14 protein-coding genes are annotated in these 15967 nt (G+C 61.0%); 2 read left to right on the forward strand and 12 right to left on the reverse strand.

The window, feature by feature from the left end:
- A complete protein-coding gene (locus ACZRJ6_RS06425) occupies positions 1–1191 on the reverse strand; it encodes a KamA family radical SAM protein (protein WP_463967847.1) in 1191 nt (396 codons plus the stop codon).
- 138 nt (positions 1192–1329) lie between these two features.
- Here ACZRJ6_RS06425 and ACZRJ6_RS06430 point away from each other — a divergent pair, with 138 nt between their 5' ends.
- Positions 1330–2727 carry an aminotransferase-like domain-containing protein gene (locus ACZRJ6_RS06430; RefSeq protein ID WP_463967846.1) on the forward strand — a complete coding sequence of 466 codons (1398 nt, stop codon included), beginning with the start codon at positions 1330–1332 and terminating at the stop codon, positions 2725–2727.
- Here ACZRJ6_RS06430 and creC read toward each other — a convergent pair.
- The 4 genes from creC to ACZRJ6_RS06450 form a co-directional block, all read right to left on the reverse strand.
- Positions 2722–4149, reverse strand: coding sequence for a two-component system sensor histidine kinase CreC (creC, locus tag ACZRJ6_RS06435; protein ID WP_463967845.1), 1428 nt, complete (start codon positions 4147–4149; stop codon positions 2722–2724). The genes ACZRJ6_RS06430 and creC overlap by 6 nt on opposite strands.
- The gene (creB, locus tag ACZRJ6_RS06440) at positions 4149–4826 is read right to left on the reverse strand and encodes a two-component system response regulator CreB (RefSeq protein ID WP_463967844.1); all 678 of its coding nucleotides are present in this window, start codon (positions 4824–4826) and stop codon (positions 4149–4151) included. Before creB ends, creC begins: the two co-directional genes overlap by 1 nt.
- A gap of 58 nt (positions 4827–4884) precedes the next feature.
- The gene (gene rloA2 / locus ACZRJ6_RS06445) at positions 4885–5385 is read right to left on the reverse strand and encodes a retropepsin-like aspartic peptidase RloA2 (RefSeq protein WP_149413429.1); all 501 of its coding nucleotides are present in this window, start codon (positions 5383–5385) and stop codon (positions 4885–4887) included.
- 180 nt (positions 5386–5565) lie between these two features.
- Positions 5566–6135 carry a DUF2780 domain-containing protein gene (locus ACZRJ6_RS06450; RefSeq protein WP_149413428.1) on the reverse strand — a complete coding sequence of 190 codons (570 nt, stop codon included), beginning with the start codon at positions 6133–6135 and terminating at the stop codon, positions 5566–5568.
- Between the two features lie 316 nt (positions 6136–6451).
- Between ACZRJ6_RS06450 and ACZRJ6_RS06455 the strand changes: the two genes are divergently transcribed.
- Positions 6452–6910 carry an anti-sigma factor domain-containing protein gene (locus tag ACZRJ6_RS06455; RefSeq protein ID WP_463967843.1) on the forward strand — a complete coding sequence of 153 codons (459 nt, stop codon included), beginning with the start codon at positions 6452–6454 and terminating at the stop codon, positions 6908–6910.
- A gap of 98 nt (positions 6911–7008) precedes the next feature.
- Here the strand turns inward: ACZRJ6_RS06455 and fdhA are convergent, their stop codons facing one another.
- The 7 genes from fdhA to glyA all read right to left on the reverse strand — a co-directional run bounded on the left by fdhA (position 7009) and on the right by glyA (position 15830).
- The gene (fdhA, locus tag ACZRJ6_RS06460; RefSeq protein ID WP_133102340.1) at positions 7009–8208 is read right to left on the reverse strand and encodes a formaldehyde dehydrogenase, glutathione-independent; all 1200 of its coding nucleotides are present in this window, start codon (positions 8206–8208) and stop codon (positions 7009–7011) included.
- A 94-nt stretch (positions 8209–8302) separates the two neighbouring features.
- The gene (purU, locus tag ACZRJ6_RS06465) at positions 8303–9160 is read right to left on the reverse strand and encodes a formyltetrahydrofolate deformylase (protein WP_149413425.1); all 858 of its coding nucleotides are present in this window, start codon (positions 9158–9160) and stop codon (positions 8303–8305) included.
- 152 nt (positions 9161–9312) lie between these two features.
- Positions 9313–9945 (reverse strand): sarcosine oxidase subunit gamma, encoded by a 633-nt coding sequence (locus ACZRJ6_RS06470; RefSeq protein ID WP_463967842.1) that lies wholly within the window; start codon positions 9943–9945, stop codon positions 9313–9315.
- Between the two features lie 27 nt (positions 9946–9972).
- Complete coding sequence (locus ACZRJ6_RS06475) at positions 9973–12990, reverse strand: sarcosine oxidase subunit alpha (protein ID WP_463967841.1); 3018 nt, start codon at positions 12988–12990, stop codon at positions 9973–9975.
- Positions 12987–13289, reverse strand: a complete 303-nt coding sequence (locus ACZRJ6_RS06480; RefSeq protein WP_076017832.1) for a sarcosine oxidase subunit delta — start codon at positions 13287–13289, stop codon at positions 12987–12989. The genes ACZRJ6_RS06475 and ACZRJ6_RS06480 overlap by 4 nt, the downstream gene beginning before the upstream one ends.
- A 14-nt stretch (positions 13290–13303) precedes the next feature.
- Entirely contained in the window at positions 13304–14554 is a 1251-nt protein-coding gene (locus tag ACZRJ6_RS06485; protein WP_133102516.1) for a sarcosine oxidase subunit beta, read from the reverse strand.
- Between the two features lie 22 nt (positions 14555–14576).
- On the reverse strand, positions 14577–15830 hold the full coding sequence (gene glyA / locus ACZRJ6_RS06490; RefSeq protein WP_133102345.1) for a serine hydroxymethyltransferase: 1254 nt from the start codon (positions 15828–15830) through the stop codon (positions 14577–14579).
- Positions 15831–15967 lie beyond the last annotated feature (137 nt).

The raw sequence follows: 15967 nt of genomic DNA on the forward strand, positions 1-15967 counted from the left end.
TCATTCCGGGAATGTGCAGGATTGGCCCTGCCAATTGGTGTACTGCAGATACTCACCATCACTGCGCCGCTCAAGGGTCGGCTGGCCGATGATCAAGTCCAGGGGCACCGTGTATTTGCCGGTCTTGTGGGGCAGCACGTATTCCGGCACGGCGATGTTGGACAGCCGGCGTTTCATGCGGCTGACCAGGGCGACGGCGGCGCTGATATCGGTGCGAAAAGCCTGGGAGCCTGGGGAGAACGGCATGAAGTGATACAGGTAATGGGGCTGGATGCCGTGGCGATAGAGCTTGAGGCACAACTCCGCCATGGTCTCGTAATCGTCATTGATGCCACTGAGCAGCGGGATGTTGGCAAACAGGATCGGGCATACCGAGCGCAGGCGTTTGACCGCCACCAGGAAATCCTCGGTCACTTCACGGGGATGGACGATGTGCAGGCCGATGGCGGTGACGTCGTGGCGACCGAGGATCTCCACCAGTTGCGGGGTGATGCGGTACGGATTGAAGGTCAGCGCGCGGGTGTGCAGGCGAATGATCAGGTTCGGGCGAATGGCCCGTAGGTCACTGAGGTAGCCGTCCAGGTGCTTGTCGGAATGCATCAACGGCTCGCCGCCGCTGAGGATCACTTCGTCGAGCTGTGGGTTCTGGCGGATGTAGTCGAGGGTGTCGAGCCAGTCCTGCTTGCGCATCGAGCTTTTGACGGTTTGTTTTTCCAGGGTGCGCAGCGCTTCGTAGCAAAACTGGCAGTAGGCGTGGCAGACGTTGGCCAGGCGCAGGATGACGCGGTTGTCGTATTTGTGCTGGCAGATCGGGGTGACCATTTCATCGGGCAACTCCCAGTTTTCCGACTCGCCGTCATAGCCCAGCGCCTGGGTGGCGGGGCTGCTGTTCCAGTCCGGAATCAGTTGGCGCCAGAACGGATCATCGGCCAGGGGGCGCATGTGCTCATCGACTTTGATCAGCCCCAGGGTGTAGGGCGTTACGGTGAGCTTGCGGTTTTCCAGGTGTTCGCCGATGCGTTGCAACCAGCCATCCTGCTCCAGGCCCGGGAAGTAACTAAGCAACTCGTCGAGCTTGGTCACCGCATTGCGTTGCTGCCATTTCCAGTCGCCCCAATTGTCCAGGTTGGTCACGGCCAACTGGTGGGTGTGCTGGGGTGTCGATACCGACGGTGACAGGGCCTCAGTCATCTCTATTCCTCCTGAATTAAGCTGAACGTTGCCGCCCAGGCTTACGCCAGAAATCCCGATCACCCAAAAACAGTAGTGGCTCTGCTGTGATAACTGTTAGAAAATTCGTCCTAACACTTCGCGGTACAGGTTACAGGGATGGAACTCATACTAGACCGCTCACCCAATGTTGCCGTTATCGAGCAACTGGTGGGCGCCATCAAGGACGCAATCGGACGCGGCGAGATCAAGCCCGGGCAGCGCCTGCCGTCGATTCGCAAACTCTGCGCTACACACGACCTGAGCTACCACACGGTGGTCAGCGCCTACGAGCGCCTGGAAATCAACGGCTTTATCAGCGCCAGCCAGGGCCGTGGTTTTTTCGTCGAGGCCCAGGCGGCCGGCAAGCCGCTGGCTGCGATCCGGCTGGAGCCTCTGGAAGCCGCTGACCGGGGCAACCTGAACGCCTTCTGGCGGATTTTCCACGGTGATGCCTACAGCATGAAACTGGGTTGCGGCTGGCTACCACCAACCTGGCGCGACACCCAGGCCCTGGCGCGGATCGTGCGGCGCACTGCCAACTTCGCCCACAGCTCGCTGATCGAATACGGCGACCCGCTCGGCCACCTGCCGCTGCGCCAGAACCTGGCCCAGCACCTGCACAACAAGTTGGCGCTGACGGTCAATCCTGATCAGGTGCTCACCACTCTCGGCGCTACCCAGGCCCTGGATTTGGTGATCCGCAAGCTTATTGAACCGGGCGACTGTGTGCTGGTGGACGACCCGTGCAACAGCAACCTGGTGCAGTTGCTGGCCCTGCGCGGTGCAACCGTGGTCGGTATCCCGCGCCTGCCAGACGGCCCGGATATCGAGACGCTGGAAAAGGTTCTGGCCAGTCGCCCGGTCAAGGCGTTCTTCATCAACTCACAATTTCACAACCCTACCGGTTCGTCATTGAGTCCACAGAACGCCTTCCAGATTTTGCAGCTGTCCTATCAGTACGACCTGCTGTTGGTGGAAGACGATGTCTACGGAGACCTGACCGGTGAACACGGTACGCGCCTGGCGACCCTCGACGGCTTGCGCAAGGTGATCTACATCAGCAGCTTTTCCAAAACCCTGTCCGCCAGCTTGCGGGTGGGCTATCTCGTAGCGCCGACTCACCTGATCGCCGCGCTGGCGGATTTGAAACTGCTGACCAGCGTTGCCGTGCCGAGCTTCTGCGAGCGTTTTCTCAGCGCAATCCTGTCGGACGGGATTTATGAGCGGCACCTGAACCTGGTGCAGCGCAAATTGCAGACTCACCAGGCGATTGCCCAGGCCAGTTTCCAGCGCTGGGGTTGGGAGATTTTTCATCTGCCTGATGGCGGCTTGTTCCTCTGGGTACGTCACCCCAGGCTGAACCAAATTGACGAGTTTCTGGAGCGCGCCTACAAACACGGCATCCTGCTGGCCCCCGGCCAATTGTTCAGCGCCGATGGCCACAAGAGCAACTGGCTACGGATCAACGTGGCGCACCTGGACCCGGCCAAGGCTCAGTGGCTGTTCCAGCTATAAGTCAGCCGGCAGCCACAGCACCACTAACACTCCGCCGGCGACATTGCCGATCTGCAAGCGCCCACCGTGCAACTGCATCACTTCTTCGACAAAGTTCAGACCCAGGCCGGTGCTTTTGCGCCCGCTGGCGGGTCGTGGCAGCGAATAAAAGCGCTCACTCAAGCGCGGCAGAGCATAGTCGGGGATCGCTTCAGCCTGGTTGAACAGGCTCAGCTCAATCTGCTTGTCCCGACGTTGAGCGGTGAAGCGCAAGGTGCCGCCGGGCGGGGTGAAATCCAGGGCGTTTTCCAGCAGGTTGCCCAAGGCCTGACGTAGCAGGAAGGGTTCGCCGAATAGTCTGAGGTCCGCCGCAATGCCCTGCTCCACCTGCAAGCCGGCACTTTCGATCCGCGCACATTGCGCCTTGAGCACTTCGTCCACCAGCACTGCCAGCGGCAAGGCGCTTTGCTCTTCCAAGCCCTGGCGTTGCTCGACCTGGGCCAGGTTCAGCAAGCGTTCGATCAACTGCTGCAAGCGCGCACTTTCGCTGTCGATATTGCCGACAAACCGCTGCTGCTGGGCCTGGGACATTTCCCCCTGCAACAGCTCCGCCGCGCCGCGAATCGCCGCCAGCGGGCTTTTCAATTCATGGGTCAGGGTATGCACGTAGCACTCGACGTAAGCCTTGCCCTCCAGTTGGGTGCGCATGTGTTCCACGGCGGTGGACAGTTGTTCCAGCTCGCCACCCCGGTAATGCGGCAACTCGGCGCGATGCCCTTCGCTGACCGCCTGGGCGTAGGCCGTCAACCGCCGCAGCGCCGCACTCAGCCACCAGGACAACAACGCCCCGAGCAACAAACCCAGCGCCACCAGCCCGGCGCCGTACCACAGCAAACGGCGCTCGGTGCGGTCGACATAGGGTTGCAGCGAACTGTTGGGCTTGGCCACGGTGACCACACCGATGATCTGCCCGTTATCGCGGATCGGCGCGCCCACGTGCATCACCGACGAAGCCGGGTCTTCGGCATCGCTGCGGGTCGAGCGGGCACCGTATTCGCCACGCAGGGTCAGGTAGACGTCGTTCCATTTCGAGTAGTCCTGGCCCACCGCTTCGCCACTGGAGTCGAGCAACACGACGCCCTTGGCGTCGGTGACGTAGATGCGGTGATTGACCTGATTTTTCGCCAGGCCCCAGATGGTCGCACCGGGCTGACGGTCGCCGTAAGCCTTGAGCACCGTCGGCCAGTGACTCTGCCCGAGAGTTCCCTGCTTGACGTCGTCTCGCAGGATTTCCGCCAGCAGGTTGGCGGTGTCCACCAAGGTTTCTTCGGTGGACTGGCGCACGCCTGGGCGGATTTCCTTCATCACGGTGCTAAGCACAAAGTAGCCAGTCAGGCCGATAAACAACGCATAAACCAGGAAAATCCGCAGTCCCAGGCGCATCAGCTGTGGCTCGGGCTGTAGCTGTAGCCCAGGCCGCGATGGGTCTGGATCGGCTCGGCCTCGGCGGCAACACTACGCAATTTGCTGCGCAGGCTTTTGATATGGCTGTCGATATTGCGCTCATAACCGGCGTCCGCCGGCACGCCCACGGCATCCAGCAATTGCTCGCGGCTGAACACCCGCTCGGGTTGCTCCAGCAGGCAGTTGAGCAAGCGAAATTCGTGGCGGGTAAGGTTCAAGGCCTGGCCACGGTAGCTGATTTGCACCCGCTCCTGATCCACCTGGAACCTACCGCCGTTCGCCGGTGCCGCGACAGGCGTCACGCGCTTGAGGATTGCCTTCACCCGCGCCGCGACTTCCCGTGGGCTGAAGGGTTTGACCACGTAGTCGTCAGCGCCGATCTCCAGGCCCACCACCCGGTCGATCTCGCCGTCGCGGGCACTGAGGAACATCACCGGCACTTCGCTGAAGCGGCGCAATTGCTTGCAGGTTTCAAAGCCGGTGATATCCGGCAGGCCAATGTCCAGGATGATCAAATCGGCCGGGGTCTGGCGCTGATGGTCCAGCGCCGCCTGGCCGAGGGTCAGCCAGGTAGTGGTGAAACCTTCGCCTTGCAGGGCAAAAATCAGCGTGTCGGCTATCGCCGCTTCGTCTTCGACAATCAGGATATGAGGCATGGCGTCCGAGCACTGGGGAGCAAAGGTGAACGGTGCCGGATGCCTCATCCGGCGTCAATCAGCAGTCGGGTTTGTCGGCGGTATAACGTCGGGCCGGGTTCACGGCAGCACCGAACTCACGCAGGGCCTTGGCGCCGATCAGCAGCGGGTAGTTGAAGCTGCTGCGGTCGGTCAGGTTGACCTCGACGGTGCGCTTGACGTTGCCCAGGCACATTTCCAGGTCGACCACCGGGCGTTTGGCAACGCTGGCGTCATCCTTGTCTTCATCCTCGTCGGCACGGCTCTTGATCTTGCTGATGCGCGCGACCTTGTGCTCGTAAACCTTGTTGCTGGCGTCCTTGCCGCTGAGGCGAAAACGTACCCAATCCTCGCCGTCGCGGGTAAAGGTCTCGATGTCCCGGGCCGACAGCGAAGCGGTTAGCGCGCCGGTGTCCATCTTGGCCTTGAAGGTTTCACCGATTTCCGGGAGTTTGATGTACTCGTAGCGCCCGTATAGGGTGGGCTCGGCGGCCATGACCGGCAGGGCTACGAGGGCTAACAGGGCAAGGATGGCTTTCACGTAGGAGATTTCCTTGGATAGAGTAGGCAGTGGGGGTTTAGACAGTAGCCGGGGAATTGGTTCGCTTTACGCAGCATACCCTGCCACTACCCTTGCGTTTCGCCAGACCGTCCAGAACTGGGTCAACCAGCTCTGGATGGAAAAAGATGCGCGTATCCAAGCATTACGCCGCGCCAGTCGTTAGCTGCCAGCGCCCCAGATACCGCTCAGGTTTTGCAACAGTGAACCGCCGATGCCCTGGTCACCCAGGTACTTGAGGATCACCGGGGCGAACTGGCCAACCATGCCACTGTCCATGCCCAGGGCGCTGAACGCGGTGTTCAGGTCATTGGTGTCTTTCACATTACCCAACACACCTTCCAGACCTGAGGTCTTGCTGCCGCCGCTCTGGCCGAGCATGCCGCTCAGAGCGCCCAGGCTGCCCAGTGCGTTGTTGCCCGACAGCTTGTCCAGGCCCGGCACACTCTTGCCCAGTTGTGAGTAATCGGTACCGCTCAGCTGATTCTTGGCCAGACCCAACATGGCGCCGGTACCACCGACAGCCTGCTCCGGTGTCACGTTCAATTGCGAGGTCAAGGCGCCCAGCAAACCGGCGGTTTGTGACGTCGGCGCTGCGGCAGCAGCCTTATCGCCACCCTGCATGCCGGAAATGGCGTTGGCCGCGTCGTTAAGGTTAAAGCCTGCTGCAAACACCGGGCTGGCAGCCAGGGTCAACAGGCAAGACAGGGCAACACCGTGTGAAATCTTCATCGAGACAACCTCTGGATTAGGAACTGCACCCCTACACACGGAGGGGCCAAAGCAGGCGTTTGACCGGGCACGCTCAAGAATTGTTCCGCGTTGGCCGGCGCCTGCAGATTTGTTCAGAAATTGAAGCGTTTCGACGGAGAAACAGGCGAGGCAAGGCCATTTGACATCACTGGAGCCAGTATTCATTGGACCAAAGGCCGGAACCCCTCAGTCATATCAGGGTCAATCCAGTACTGAAAAAATTCGTAACACCCAAAAGCAAAGAGCCACCACTGGCCGTCGCCCGTAGTACTCAACCACTGTCAGGAACAGCCTAATGACTCAGACCTCCTCCACCGTGATTGACCACAACCCCTCTTTCTGGACTCGCTCACGTCTATTCATCGGCGTCTGCGCCGTGGTGATTGCCGGCGTTGGTGGCGCGATCTACACCCAGGACAGCGTCAAGTCCGCCGCCACCCTGGTCAGCACCACCCAGCAACCTGCCGCGCAAATCATGGCCCACAAGGACTACCTGGAAGTTCACCCGATTGCCTCGACGGCACCGGAACCGGACCGCAGCCTGGAGCTGTGGGCACTTCCCGCTGGCGGCACACCCGTCTCCCTTGGTCTGTTGCCGGAAGATGGCAAGGGCATCATTGGCCTCAACCCGCGCCAGCAGGAAACCATCAGCGGGCCTGTGGAGTTGATGGTGAGTTCGGAAACCAAGGGTGGGTCAGTGAGCAAGCAGCCTACCGGACCTAGGGTGTATCAGGGGGCGTTGGCCATTCGCTGAGCCACTTTCCACTGGTCGTTCACCGAGTGGGAACGCTCATACAGTTACTTTGATGCAAAAAGGGCGACCCGCGGGTCGCCCTTTTCTTTGCCTTGCGTTTACGCCGCGCTAAACAACTTGTGCGGATCAATCACAAACTTCTTCGGCACGCCCGCATCGAACTCGCCATAGCCACGTGGCGCGTCATCCAGGCTGATGACTTCCACGCCCACAATGTCGGCAATCTTGATGCGATCCCACATGATCGCCTGCATCAACTGGCGGTTGTACTTCATCACAGGCGTCTGCCCGGTGTGGAAGCTGTGGGACTTGGCCCAGCCCAGACCGAAGCGAATGCTCAGGCTGCCCATTTTCGCGGCGGCATCCACCGCACCTGGATCTTCGGTGACATACAAGCCGGGGATGCCGATTTTGCCGGCAACACGCACCACGCCCATCAACGAGTTGAGCACGGTGGCCGGGGCTTCGTGCTTGACGCCGTCATGGCCGTGGCCGCGAGCTTCAAAGCCCACCGCGTCCACCGCACAATCGACTTCCGGTTCGCCCAGCAGTGCGGCGATCTGTTCGTGCAGCGGGGTGTCCTGGGACAGGTCAGCGATTTCGAAACCCTGGGCCTTGGCGTGGGCCAGGCGGATCGGGTTGACGTCGCCGATGATCACCACTGCCGCGCCCAACAGGCGGGCGGAAGCGGCTGCGGCCAGGCCGACAGGGCCGGCACCCGCCACGTAGACGGTGCTGCCTGGGCCGACACCGGCGGTGACTGCACCGTGATAGCCAGTGGGGAGAATGTCGGAGAGGCAAGTCAGGTCGCGGATTTTCTCCATGGCCCGGTCGCGATCCGGCAGCTTCAGCAGGTTAAAGTCAGCGTATGGCACCAGGGCGTATTCGGCCTGGCCGCCAGTCCAGTCGCCCATGTCGACATAACCATAGGCGCCGCCTGGGCGGGCCGGGTTAACGCTGAGGCAGACACCCGTGTGCATTTCCTTGCAGGAGCGGCAACGGCCGCATGCGACGTTGAACGGTACAGAAACCAGATCGCCGATTTGCAGGTTTTCGACGTCGCGACCTTTTTCAATCACTTCACCCGTGATCTCGTGACCCAGCACCAGGCCGGTCTGGGCCGTGGTGCGGCCGCGCACCATGTGTTGGTCAGAGCCGCAGATATTGGTGGAGACCACGCGCAGGATGACGGCATGTTCAATCTTCCTGCCACGGGGGTCCTGCATTTTGGGATAGTCGATTTTCTGTACTTCGACCTTGCCGTTGCCGAGATACACGACACCACGATTACCAGACATGCTTTCACCTCGCTGTTGTTGTTATGGAACCGCGTTGCCCAGGCAGGCAGCGCGTTAAATGCTCGGGTACAGATGCTGTTTCTTGTGTTGTTTGTCAGAGCACCACGGTGCGATTAGCGTTCAAGAACACCCGCCGCTCAATGTGATACCCCACCGCCCTGGCCAACGTCTGGCCTTCGATGTCCCGGCCCTTGGCGATCAAGTCTTCCGGGTAGTGACTATGGTCCACCACCTCGACGCCCTGAGCGATGATCGGGCCTTCGTCCAGGTCGTTGTTGATGTAGTGCGCGGTGGCGCCCACCAGTTTCACGCCCTTGTTGTAGGCCTGGTGATAAGGCTTGGCGCCCTTGAAACCAGGTAGCAGGGAGTGATGGATGTTGATGGCTTTGCCATCGAGCTTGCGGCACAGCTCCGGTGACAGCACTTGCATGTAGCGGGCAAGGATCACCAGCTCGGCGCCGGACTCTTCGATCACCTGCCACACCTGACGCTCCTGCGACGGCTTGTCGTTGGGGTCCAGGGGGAAGTGGTAATAGGGGATCTGGTGCCAGTCGGCCAGGGGCTTGAGGTCGGGGTGGTTGGAGACCACGGCGACCACATCCATGGACAACTGACCGATACGCTGGCGGTAGAGCAAGTCGTTAAGGCAGTGATCGGCCTTGGAGACCATGATCACCACTTTGGGCCGGTAGTTTGGCGCGGTGAGTTCGAAGATCATGCCGAAGGCTTCACCGCGCTCCACCAGGCCATCGCGAAAGCCTTGTTCATCGAAGCCGTCGGGCTGGCGGAACTCCACGCGGATGAAGAAGCGGCCCGAGAGCCGGTCATCGAAGGAGTGGTGTTCGGTGACGTAGCAGCCCTGCTCGAACAGATAGCGGGTCACCGCGTCCACCGTGCCGAGCACGCTGGGGCAATCGGCGGTCAAAATCCATGTATCGGGTACGCGGCTCATTGTTCGTGACTCCTAAGGCATCTGTAGGCAACGCTGCCTCCTGTAGGAGCGAGCTTGCTCGCGAAGAACTCAAGGGCGACGCGTGTATTCTGGAAGCACGCGTTATCGTTGGCGCTTTTCGCGAGCAAGCTCGCTCCTACAGGAGGGTCGGGTCAGGCTTCGACGTTCACCCCATACTCCGCCGCCGCATCCTGCAACCACAGCCACCAGTAATCCGAGAAGCTGCGACGAATCACCAACTCCCACGTGTCTTCAGCGGTATGGCGGATCACCAATTGCGACTTGGCGAACACCGTGCCAATTGCCTTGCCCACCGGAAAGTTGTCGGGATGCACGTCGTAGCTGGTGGATTTCATCAGCACGTCGCGCACATTCGGGCCGCTAAGCTCCAGAATTTGCTGGCCGCCGCTGACGTTGACGATCTGGATATGCAATCCCCCCAATGCGTCACGCAAGCTTTTCTCGGCGTCGAACTCTTCACCGCTCGGCACCACCAGCAGCCACTCATCCGGGCCGAGCCATTGCAGGCTGGTTTCACCCTTGACGATCACGGCCAGGGCACCAGGTAATTCGATGCCCAGGGCCTTGTGTACGCCAGCAGCGAAAGCGGCGTCATGGCCATCGCCACGAATGGTCAGGTGGCCGAGGAGTTTCTTTTCGCGGATGGTCACGCCGGCGTTCTTGCGACCCTTGCCCACCTGGCTGACAAGGTCGGCATGGTGCAGCGACGACTCGGCCTTGGCCCCGGTGATGGGGCGTTGTTGGTATACGTTGACTGCGGTCATATGGAGCACCTGTCTTGAATTCATGCGTCAGATATTCTGACGATCACCCTTGGGATCAAAGAACACCGAAGAAACAATCTGCGCCTCGATCACGCTGCCATCCGCCAGCGGTGCAAACACCCGCTCGCCGATACGCTTCAAGCCGCCCTTGACCACACCCATGGCAAACGAATAGCCGAGGGAGTTGTGGGCATAACTTGAGGTGACGTGGCCAACCATCTTCATCGGGATCGCCTGCTTGGTGTCGAACACCAGCTGCGCGCCTTCCGGCAACCACACGTTCGGATCAATCGGCTTCAAACCCACCAGTTGCTTACGCTCTTCACGCACGCAATCTTCACGGTTCATCCCGCGCCAGCCGATCCACGAGAACGGTTTGGTGCGGCCGACACACCAGCCCATGTTCAGGTCGTCCGGGGTCATCGAGCCGTCGGTGTCTTGCCCAACGATGATGAAACCCTTCTCGGCCCGCAGCACGTGCATGGTCTCGGTGCCGTACGGGGTCAGGTTGTACTGCTTGCCGGCTTCGACGATCTGCTCCAGCACGCCCATGGCGTAGTCGGCCTGCACGTTGATCTCGTAGGAGAGCTCACCGGTAAACGAGATACGAAACACCCGCGCTGGCACGCCGCCTACCAGGCCTTCCTTCCAGGTCATGAACGGGAAGCCGTCCTTGTCCAGGTCGATGTCAGTGACTTCAGCCAGCAGCTTGCGGCTGTTGGGCCCGGACAGGGTCATGGTCGCCCAGTGGTCGGTGACCGAAGTGAAGTACACCTTGAGGTCTGGCCACTCGGTCTGTTGGTAGATTTCCAGCCATTGCAGCACGCGCGCAGCGCCGCCGGTGGTGGTGGTCATCAGGAAGTGGTTGTCGGCGAGGCAGGCAGTAACGCCGTCATCGAAGACCATGCCGTCTTCCTTGCACATCAGGCCGTAGCGGGCCTTGCCCACGTCGAGCTTGGTCCAGGCGTTGCTGTAGATGCGGTTGAGGAACTCGCGGGCATCCGGGCCTTGAATGTCGATCTTGCCCAGCGTCGACGCGTCCAGCAGGCCGACGCTATCGCGCACCGCCAGGCATTCGCGTTTCACCGCGGCGTGCAGGTCCTCACCGTTGCGCGGGAAGTACCACGGGCGCTTCCACTGGCCGACGTCTTCAAACTCGGCGCCGTTTTTCACGTGCCAGGCTTGCAGCGCGGTGTAGCGCACCGGTTCAAAGATGTGCCCACAGTGACGGCCTGCTACCGCACCGAAAGTCACCGGTGTGTAGTTGGGGCGGAACATCGTGGTGCCCATTTGCGGGATGGTCACGTTCAGCGAGCGAGCAGCAATCGCCAGGCCGTTGACGTTGCCCAGCTTGCCCTGGTCGGTGCCGAAACCCAGTGCGGTGTAGCGTTTTACGTGCTCTACCGACTCGAAACCTTCGCGGGTCGCCAGTTCGATGGCGGCGGCGGTCACGTCGTTTTGCAGGTCGACGAATTGCTTCGGTGCCCGTGCAGTGGCTTTCTCATGAGGCACCTGGAACAGCGCCAACGTCGGTTCTTCCAGACGGGTCAGGGCTTTGGGCAATACGCCTTCCACCGGCTGGAAACCCGCTTCGCTGGCTGCGCGCACGCCGCCTTCAAAACCGTCCGCCAGGGAATCACCGAGGCCGTAGACACCGTTGATGCCGCCGACGCACACACGTTTTTGCGGTGCTTCGCCCGGTACAAAGCCGAGGATATCTTCACGCCAGGTCGGCTTGCCGCCCAGGTGCGAGGCCAGGTGAACCACTGGGCTGTAGCCGCCGGAACTGGCCACCAGGTCGCAATCCAGCCATTCGCCGGGGCTGGTAACTTTGTGGGCCTTGACGTCAATCGCCGCCACACGGACGCCGGTAACGTGCTTGCTGCCACGGGCCTCGATCACGGCGCTGCCGGTGAGGATGCGAATACCTTTGGCGCGCGCTTCTTCAACCAACGCGCCGCGTGGGTTGTGGCGAGCGTCGGCCACAGCCACCACTGCAAGGCCGGCATCAAGCCAGTCCAGCGCGACGCGGTAGGCGTGATCGTTGTTGGTGGACAGCACCAGTTTTTTGCCCGGTGCCACGCCGTAACGGCGCACGTAAGTCGAGACTGCACCTGCCAGCATATTGCCCGGCACATCGTTGTTGCCGTAGACCAGCGGGCGCTCACAGGCACCCGTCGCCAGTACCACGCGCTTGGCGCGGATGCGGTGGATACGCTGGCGCACCTGGCCAATCGGTGCGCGGTCGCCGAGGTGATCGGTAAGGCGCTCGTGAATGGTCAGGAAATTATGGTCGTGGTAGCCGTTGACCGTGGCGCGAGGCAGCAGCAGCACGTCCGGCAAGGATTTCAGTTCGGCGATCACACTGGCGACCCATTCGGCCGCCGGCTTGCCGTCGAGGCTTTCGCGCGAATCCAGCAGCGTGCCGCCGAACTCTTCCTGTTCATCGGCAATGATCACACGGGCACCACTACGGGCGGCGGCCAAGGCAGCAGACAGACCCGCAGGGCCAGCGCCGACAATCAGCACGTCGCAGTGACGGTTCATATAGTCGTAGGTGTCCGGATCGTTCTCGGTCGGCGAGCGACCAAGACCTGCCGCCTTACGAATGTACTTCTCGTAGGTCATCCAGAACGATTGCGGGTACATGAAGGTTTTGTAGTAGAAACCCGGCGGCATCAGCTTGCCGCCGACCTTGCCGAGAATGCCCATCACGTCGTTGTTGACGCTCGGCCAGCCGTTGGTGCTGGTGGCGACCAGGCCTTGGTAAAGCGCCTGTTGCGTGGCACGCACGTTAGGGATTTGCGTGGCTTCGGTAGCGCCAATCTGCAGCACTGCGTTGGGCTCTTCCGCACCGGCAGCGAAGATGCCGCGCGGACGCGAATACTTGAAGCTGCGACCAATGACGTCGACGCCGTTGGCCAGCAGGGCAGCGGCCAGGGTATCGCCTTCAAAGCCTTTGTAGCTCTGGCCGTTGAAGGTGAAGCTCAAGACTTTGTTGCGGTCGATCCGGCCACCGTTGGACAGGCGATTGATCTGACTCATACCTTCTCTCCAGAAGCCTTGGCGGTGAATTGAGGCTTGCTGCCAATCTTGTAGGTTTCAAGAATTTCGTAGGTGACGGTGTCGCGGGTGGCGTTGAAATACTGGCGGCAACCGGCGGCGTGAATCCACAGCTCGTGGTGCAGGCCACGGGGGTTATCGCGAAAGAACATGTAGTCGCCCCACTGCTCGTCGGTGCAGGTATTGGGGTCCAGCGGGCGCGGAATATGCGCTTGGCCGGAGGCGTGGAATTCCTCTTCGGAGCGCAGTTCGCCACAGTGAGGACAGAAGATATGCAACATAGGAATTTCTCCTGTTAGTGGGCGACGGCCGCAGCGCCGTGTTCGTCGATCAGCGCACCGTTGTGGAAACGGTCGATGGAGAATGGAGCCGCCAACGGGTGCATTTCACCCTTGGCGAGGCTGGCGGCAAATACGTTGCCCGAGCCTGGAGTCGCTTTAAAACCACCGGTGCCCCAACCGCAGTTGAAGAACATGTTCGGCACTGGCGTCTTGGAGATGATCGGGCAGGCGTCCGGCGTGGTGTCGACGATGCCGCCCCACTGACGGTTCATGCGCACGCGGGACAACACCGGGAACATCTCGACGATGGCCTGGATGGTGTGTTCGATCACCGGGTACGAACCGCGCTGGCCGTAGCCGTTGTAGCCGTCGATACCGGCGCCGATCACCAGGTCGCCCTTGTCGGACTGGCTGATGTAGCCGTGCACGGCGTTGGACATGATCACGCTGTCGATGATGGGCTTGATCGGCTCCGACACCAGCGCTTGCAGCGGGTGGGATTCGATCGGCAGGCGAAAGCCCGCGAGGCCGGCCATGTGCCCGGAGTTACCGGCAGTCACTACGCCAACGCGCTTGGCACCGATAAAGCCTTTGTTGGTTTCGACGCCAATGCACACACCGTTTTCCTTGCGAAAACCGATCACTTCGGTTTGCTGGATCAGGTCCACGCCGAGGGCATCAGCGGCACGGGCAAAGCCCCAGGCCACGGCATCGTGACGGGCCACGCCGCCGCGACGCTGGACGGTGGCGCCCAGTACCGGATAACGGGTGTTTTTTGAGCAATCGAGGTACGGGATCTCGTCCTCTACCTGTTTGGCATTAAGCAATTCGCCGTCGACGCCGTTGAGGCGGTTGGCGCTGACGCGGCGCTCGGAATCACGGATATCCTGCAAGGTATGGCACAGGTTGTAGACACCGCGCTGGGAGAACATCACGTTGTAGTTCAGGTCCTGGGACAGGCCTTCCCACAGTTTCATCGCGTGTTCGTACAGGTGCGCCGACTCGTCCCACAGGTAGTTGGAACGCACGATGGTGGTGTTGCGCGCGGTGTTACCGCCGCCCAGCCAGCCTTTCTCGACCACGGCCACGTTGGTGATACCGTGCTCTTTCGCCAAGTAATAGGCAGTCGCCAGACCATGCCCGCCACCGCCGACGATGACCACGTCGTAGACCTTTTTCGGGGTCGGTGTGCGCCACATTTTTTGCCAGTTTTCGTGATGGCTGAGTGAGTGTTTGAAGAGGCCAAAGCCCGAGTAGCGTTGCATAGTCATTACTCCAAAACCGCGCTCAGCGATAAACCGGGAAATCAGCGCACAGGGCGGACACATGCTTGGCGACGTTGGCCTCGACATCGGCGTCGCCGAGGTTGTCGAGGATGTCGCAGATCCAGCCGGCAAGCGTGAGGCACTGGGTCACTTTGAAACCGCGAGTAGTCACCGCAGGGGTGCCGATACGCAGGCCCGAGGTCACGAACGGCGACTGCGGGTCGTTAGGCACGGCGTTCTTGTTGACGGTGATGTGGGCGCGACCGAGGGCGGCGTCCGCCTCTTTGCCAGTAAGGCCCTGACGGATCAGGCTGACCAGGAACAGGTGGTTATCGGTACCGCCGGACACTACATCGTAGCCGCGTTTGATAAACACGCCGGCCATGGCCTGGGCGTTGTCGATCACTTGCTGTTGATAGGTCTTGAAGCCGGGCTCCAGGGCTTCCTTGAAGCACACGGCCTTGCCGGCGATCACGTGCATGAGCGGGCCGCCCTGGCCGCCGGGGAAAACGGCTGAGTTGAATTTCTTTTCCAGCTCTTCGTTGGCTTTGGCGAGGATCAGGCCGCCACGAGGACCGCGCAGGGTCTTGTGGGTGGTGGTGGTGACCACGTCGGCGTAAGGCAGCGGGTTCGGGTACAGGCCAGCAGCGACCAAGCCGGCAACGTGGGCCATGTCGACGAACAGGTAGGCGCCCACCTTGTCAGCGATCTGGCGAAAGCGTGGAAAATCCAGGGTCTTCGAATAAGCGGAGAACCCGGCGATGATCATTTTCGGCTGGTGCTCGACCGCCAGGCGTTCGACTTCGTCGTAGTTGATCAGCCCGGTGTCGGTATCGATGCCGTACTGCACGGCGTTGTAGAGCTTGCCGGAGAAGCTGACCTTGGCGCCGTGGGTCAAGTGGCCGCCATGGGCCAGGCTCATGCCCAGCACGGTGTCGCCAGCTTGCAGCAGAGCGAGGAACACTGCGGCGTTGGCCTGGCTGCCGGAGTGCGGCTGGACGTTGGCGTAATCGGCGCCGAACAGCTGCTTGGCTCGTTCGATGGCCAGGGCCTCGACCTTGTCCACATGCTCGCAGCCGCCGTAGTAACGCTTGCCCGGGTAACCTTCGGCGTATTTATTGGTCAGGCCGCTGCCCTGGGCTTGCATGACACGCTTGCTGGTGTAGTTCTCTGACGCGATCAGCTCGATATGATCTTCCTGACGCTGCTCCTCGGCATTCATGGCCGCCAGCAGTGCATCGTCATAACCCTGGATCTGGTCTTGCTTGCTGAACATCGCGTCTCTCCCAGCATTTCGTCTTGTTGAGGCCCGTGCACGCGGCAGCGCCCTTTGATGCGATGGTAGGGCTGGTGCAGACAGACCAAATGCCTACGGACGCCACGCAAAGGTGCGTTTACGACATGGGTTGAGCA

Source organism: Pseudomonas sp. C321, assembly GCF_055407105.1.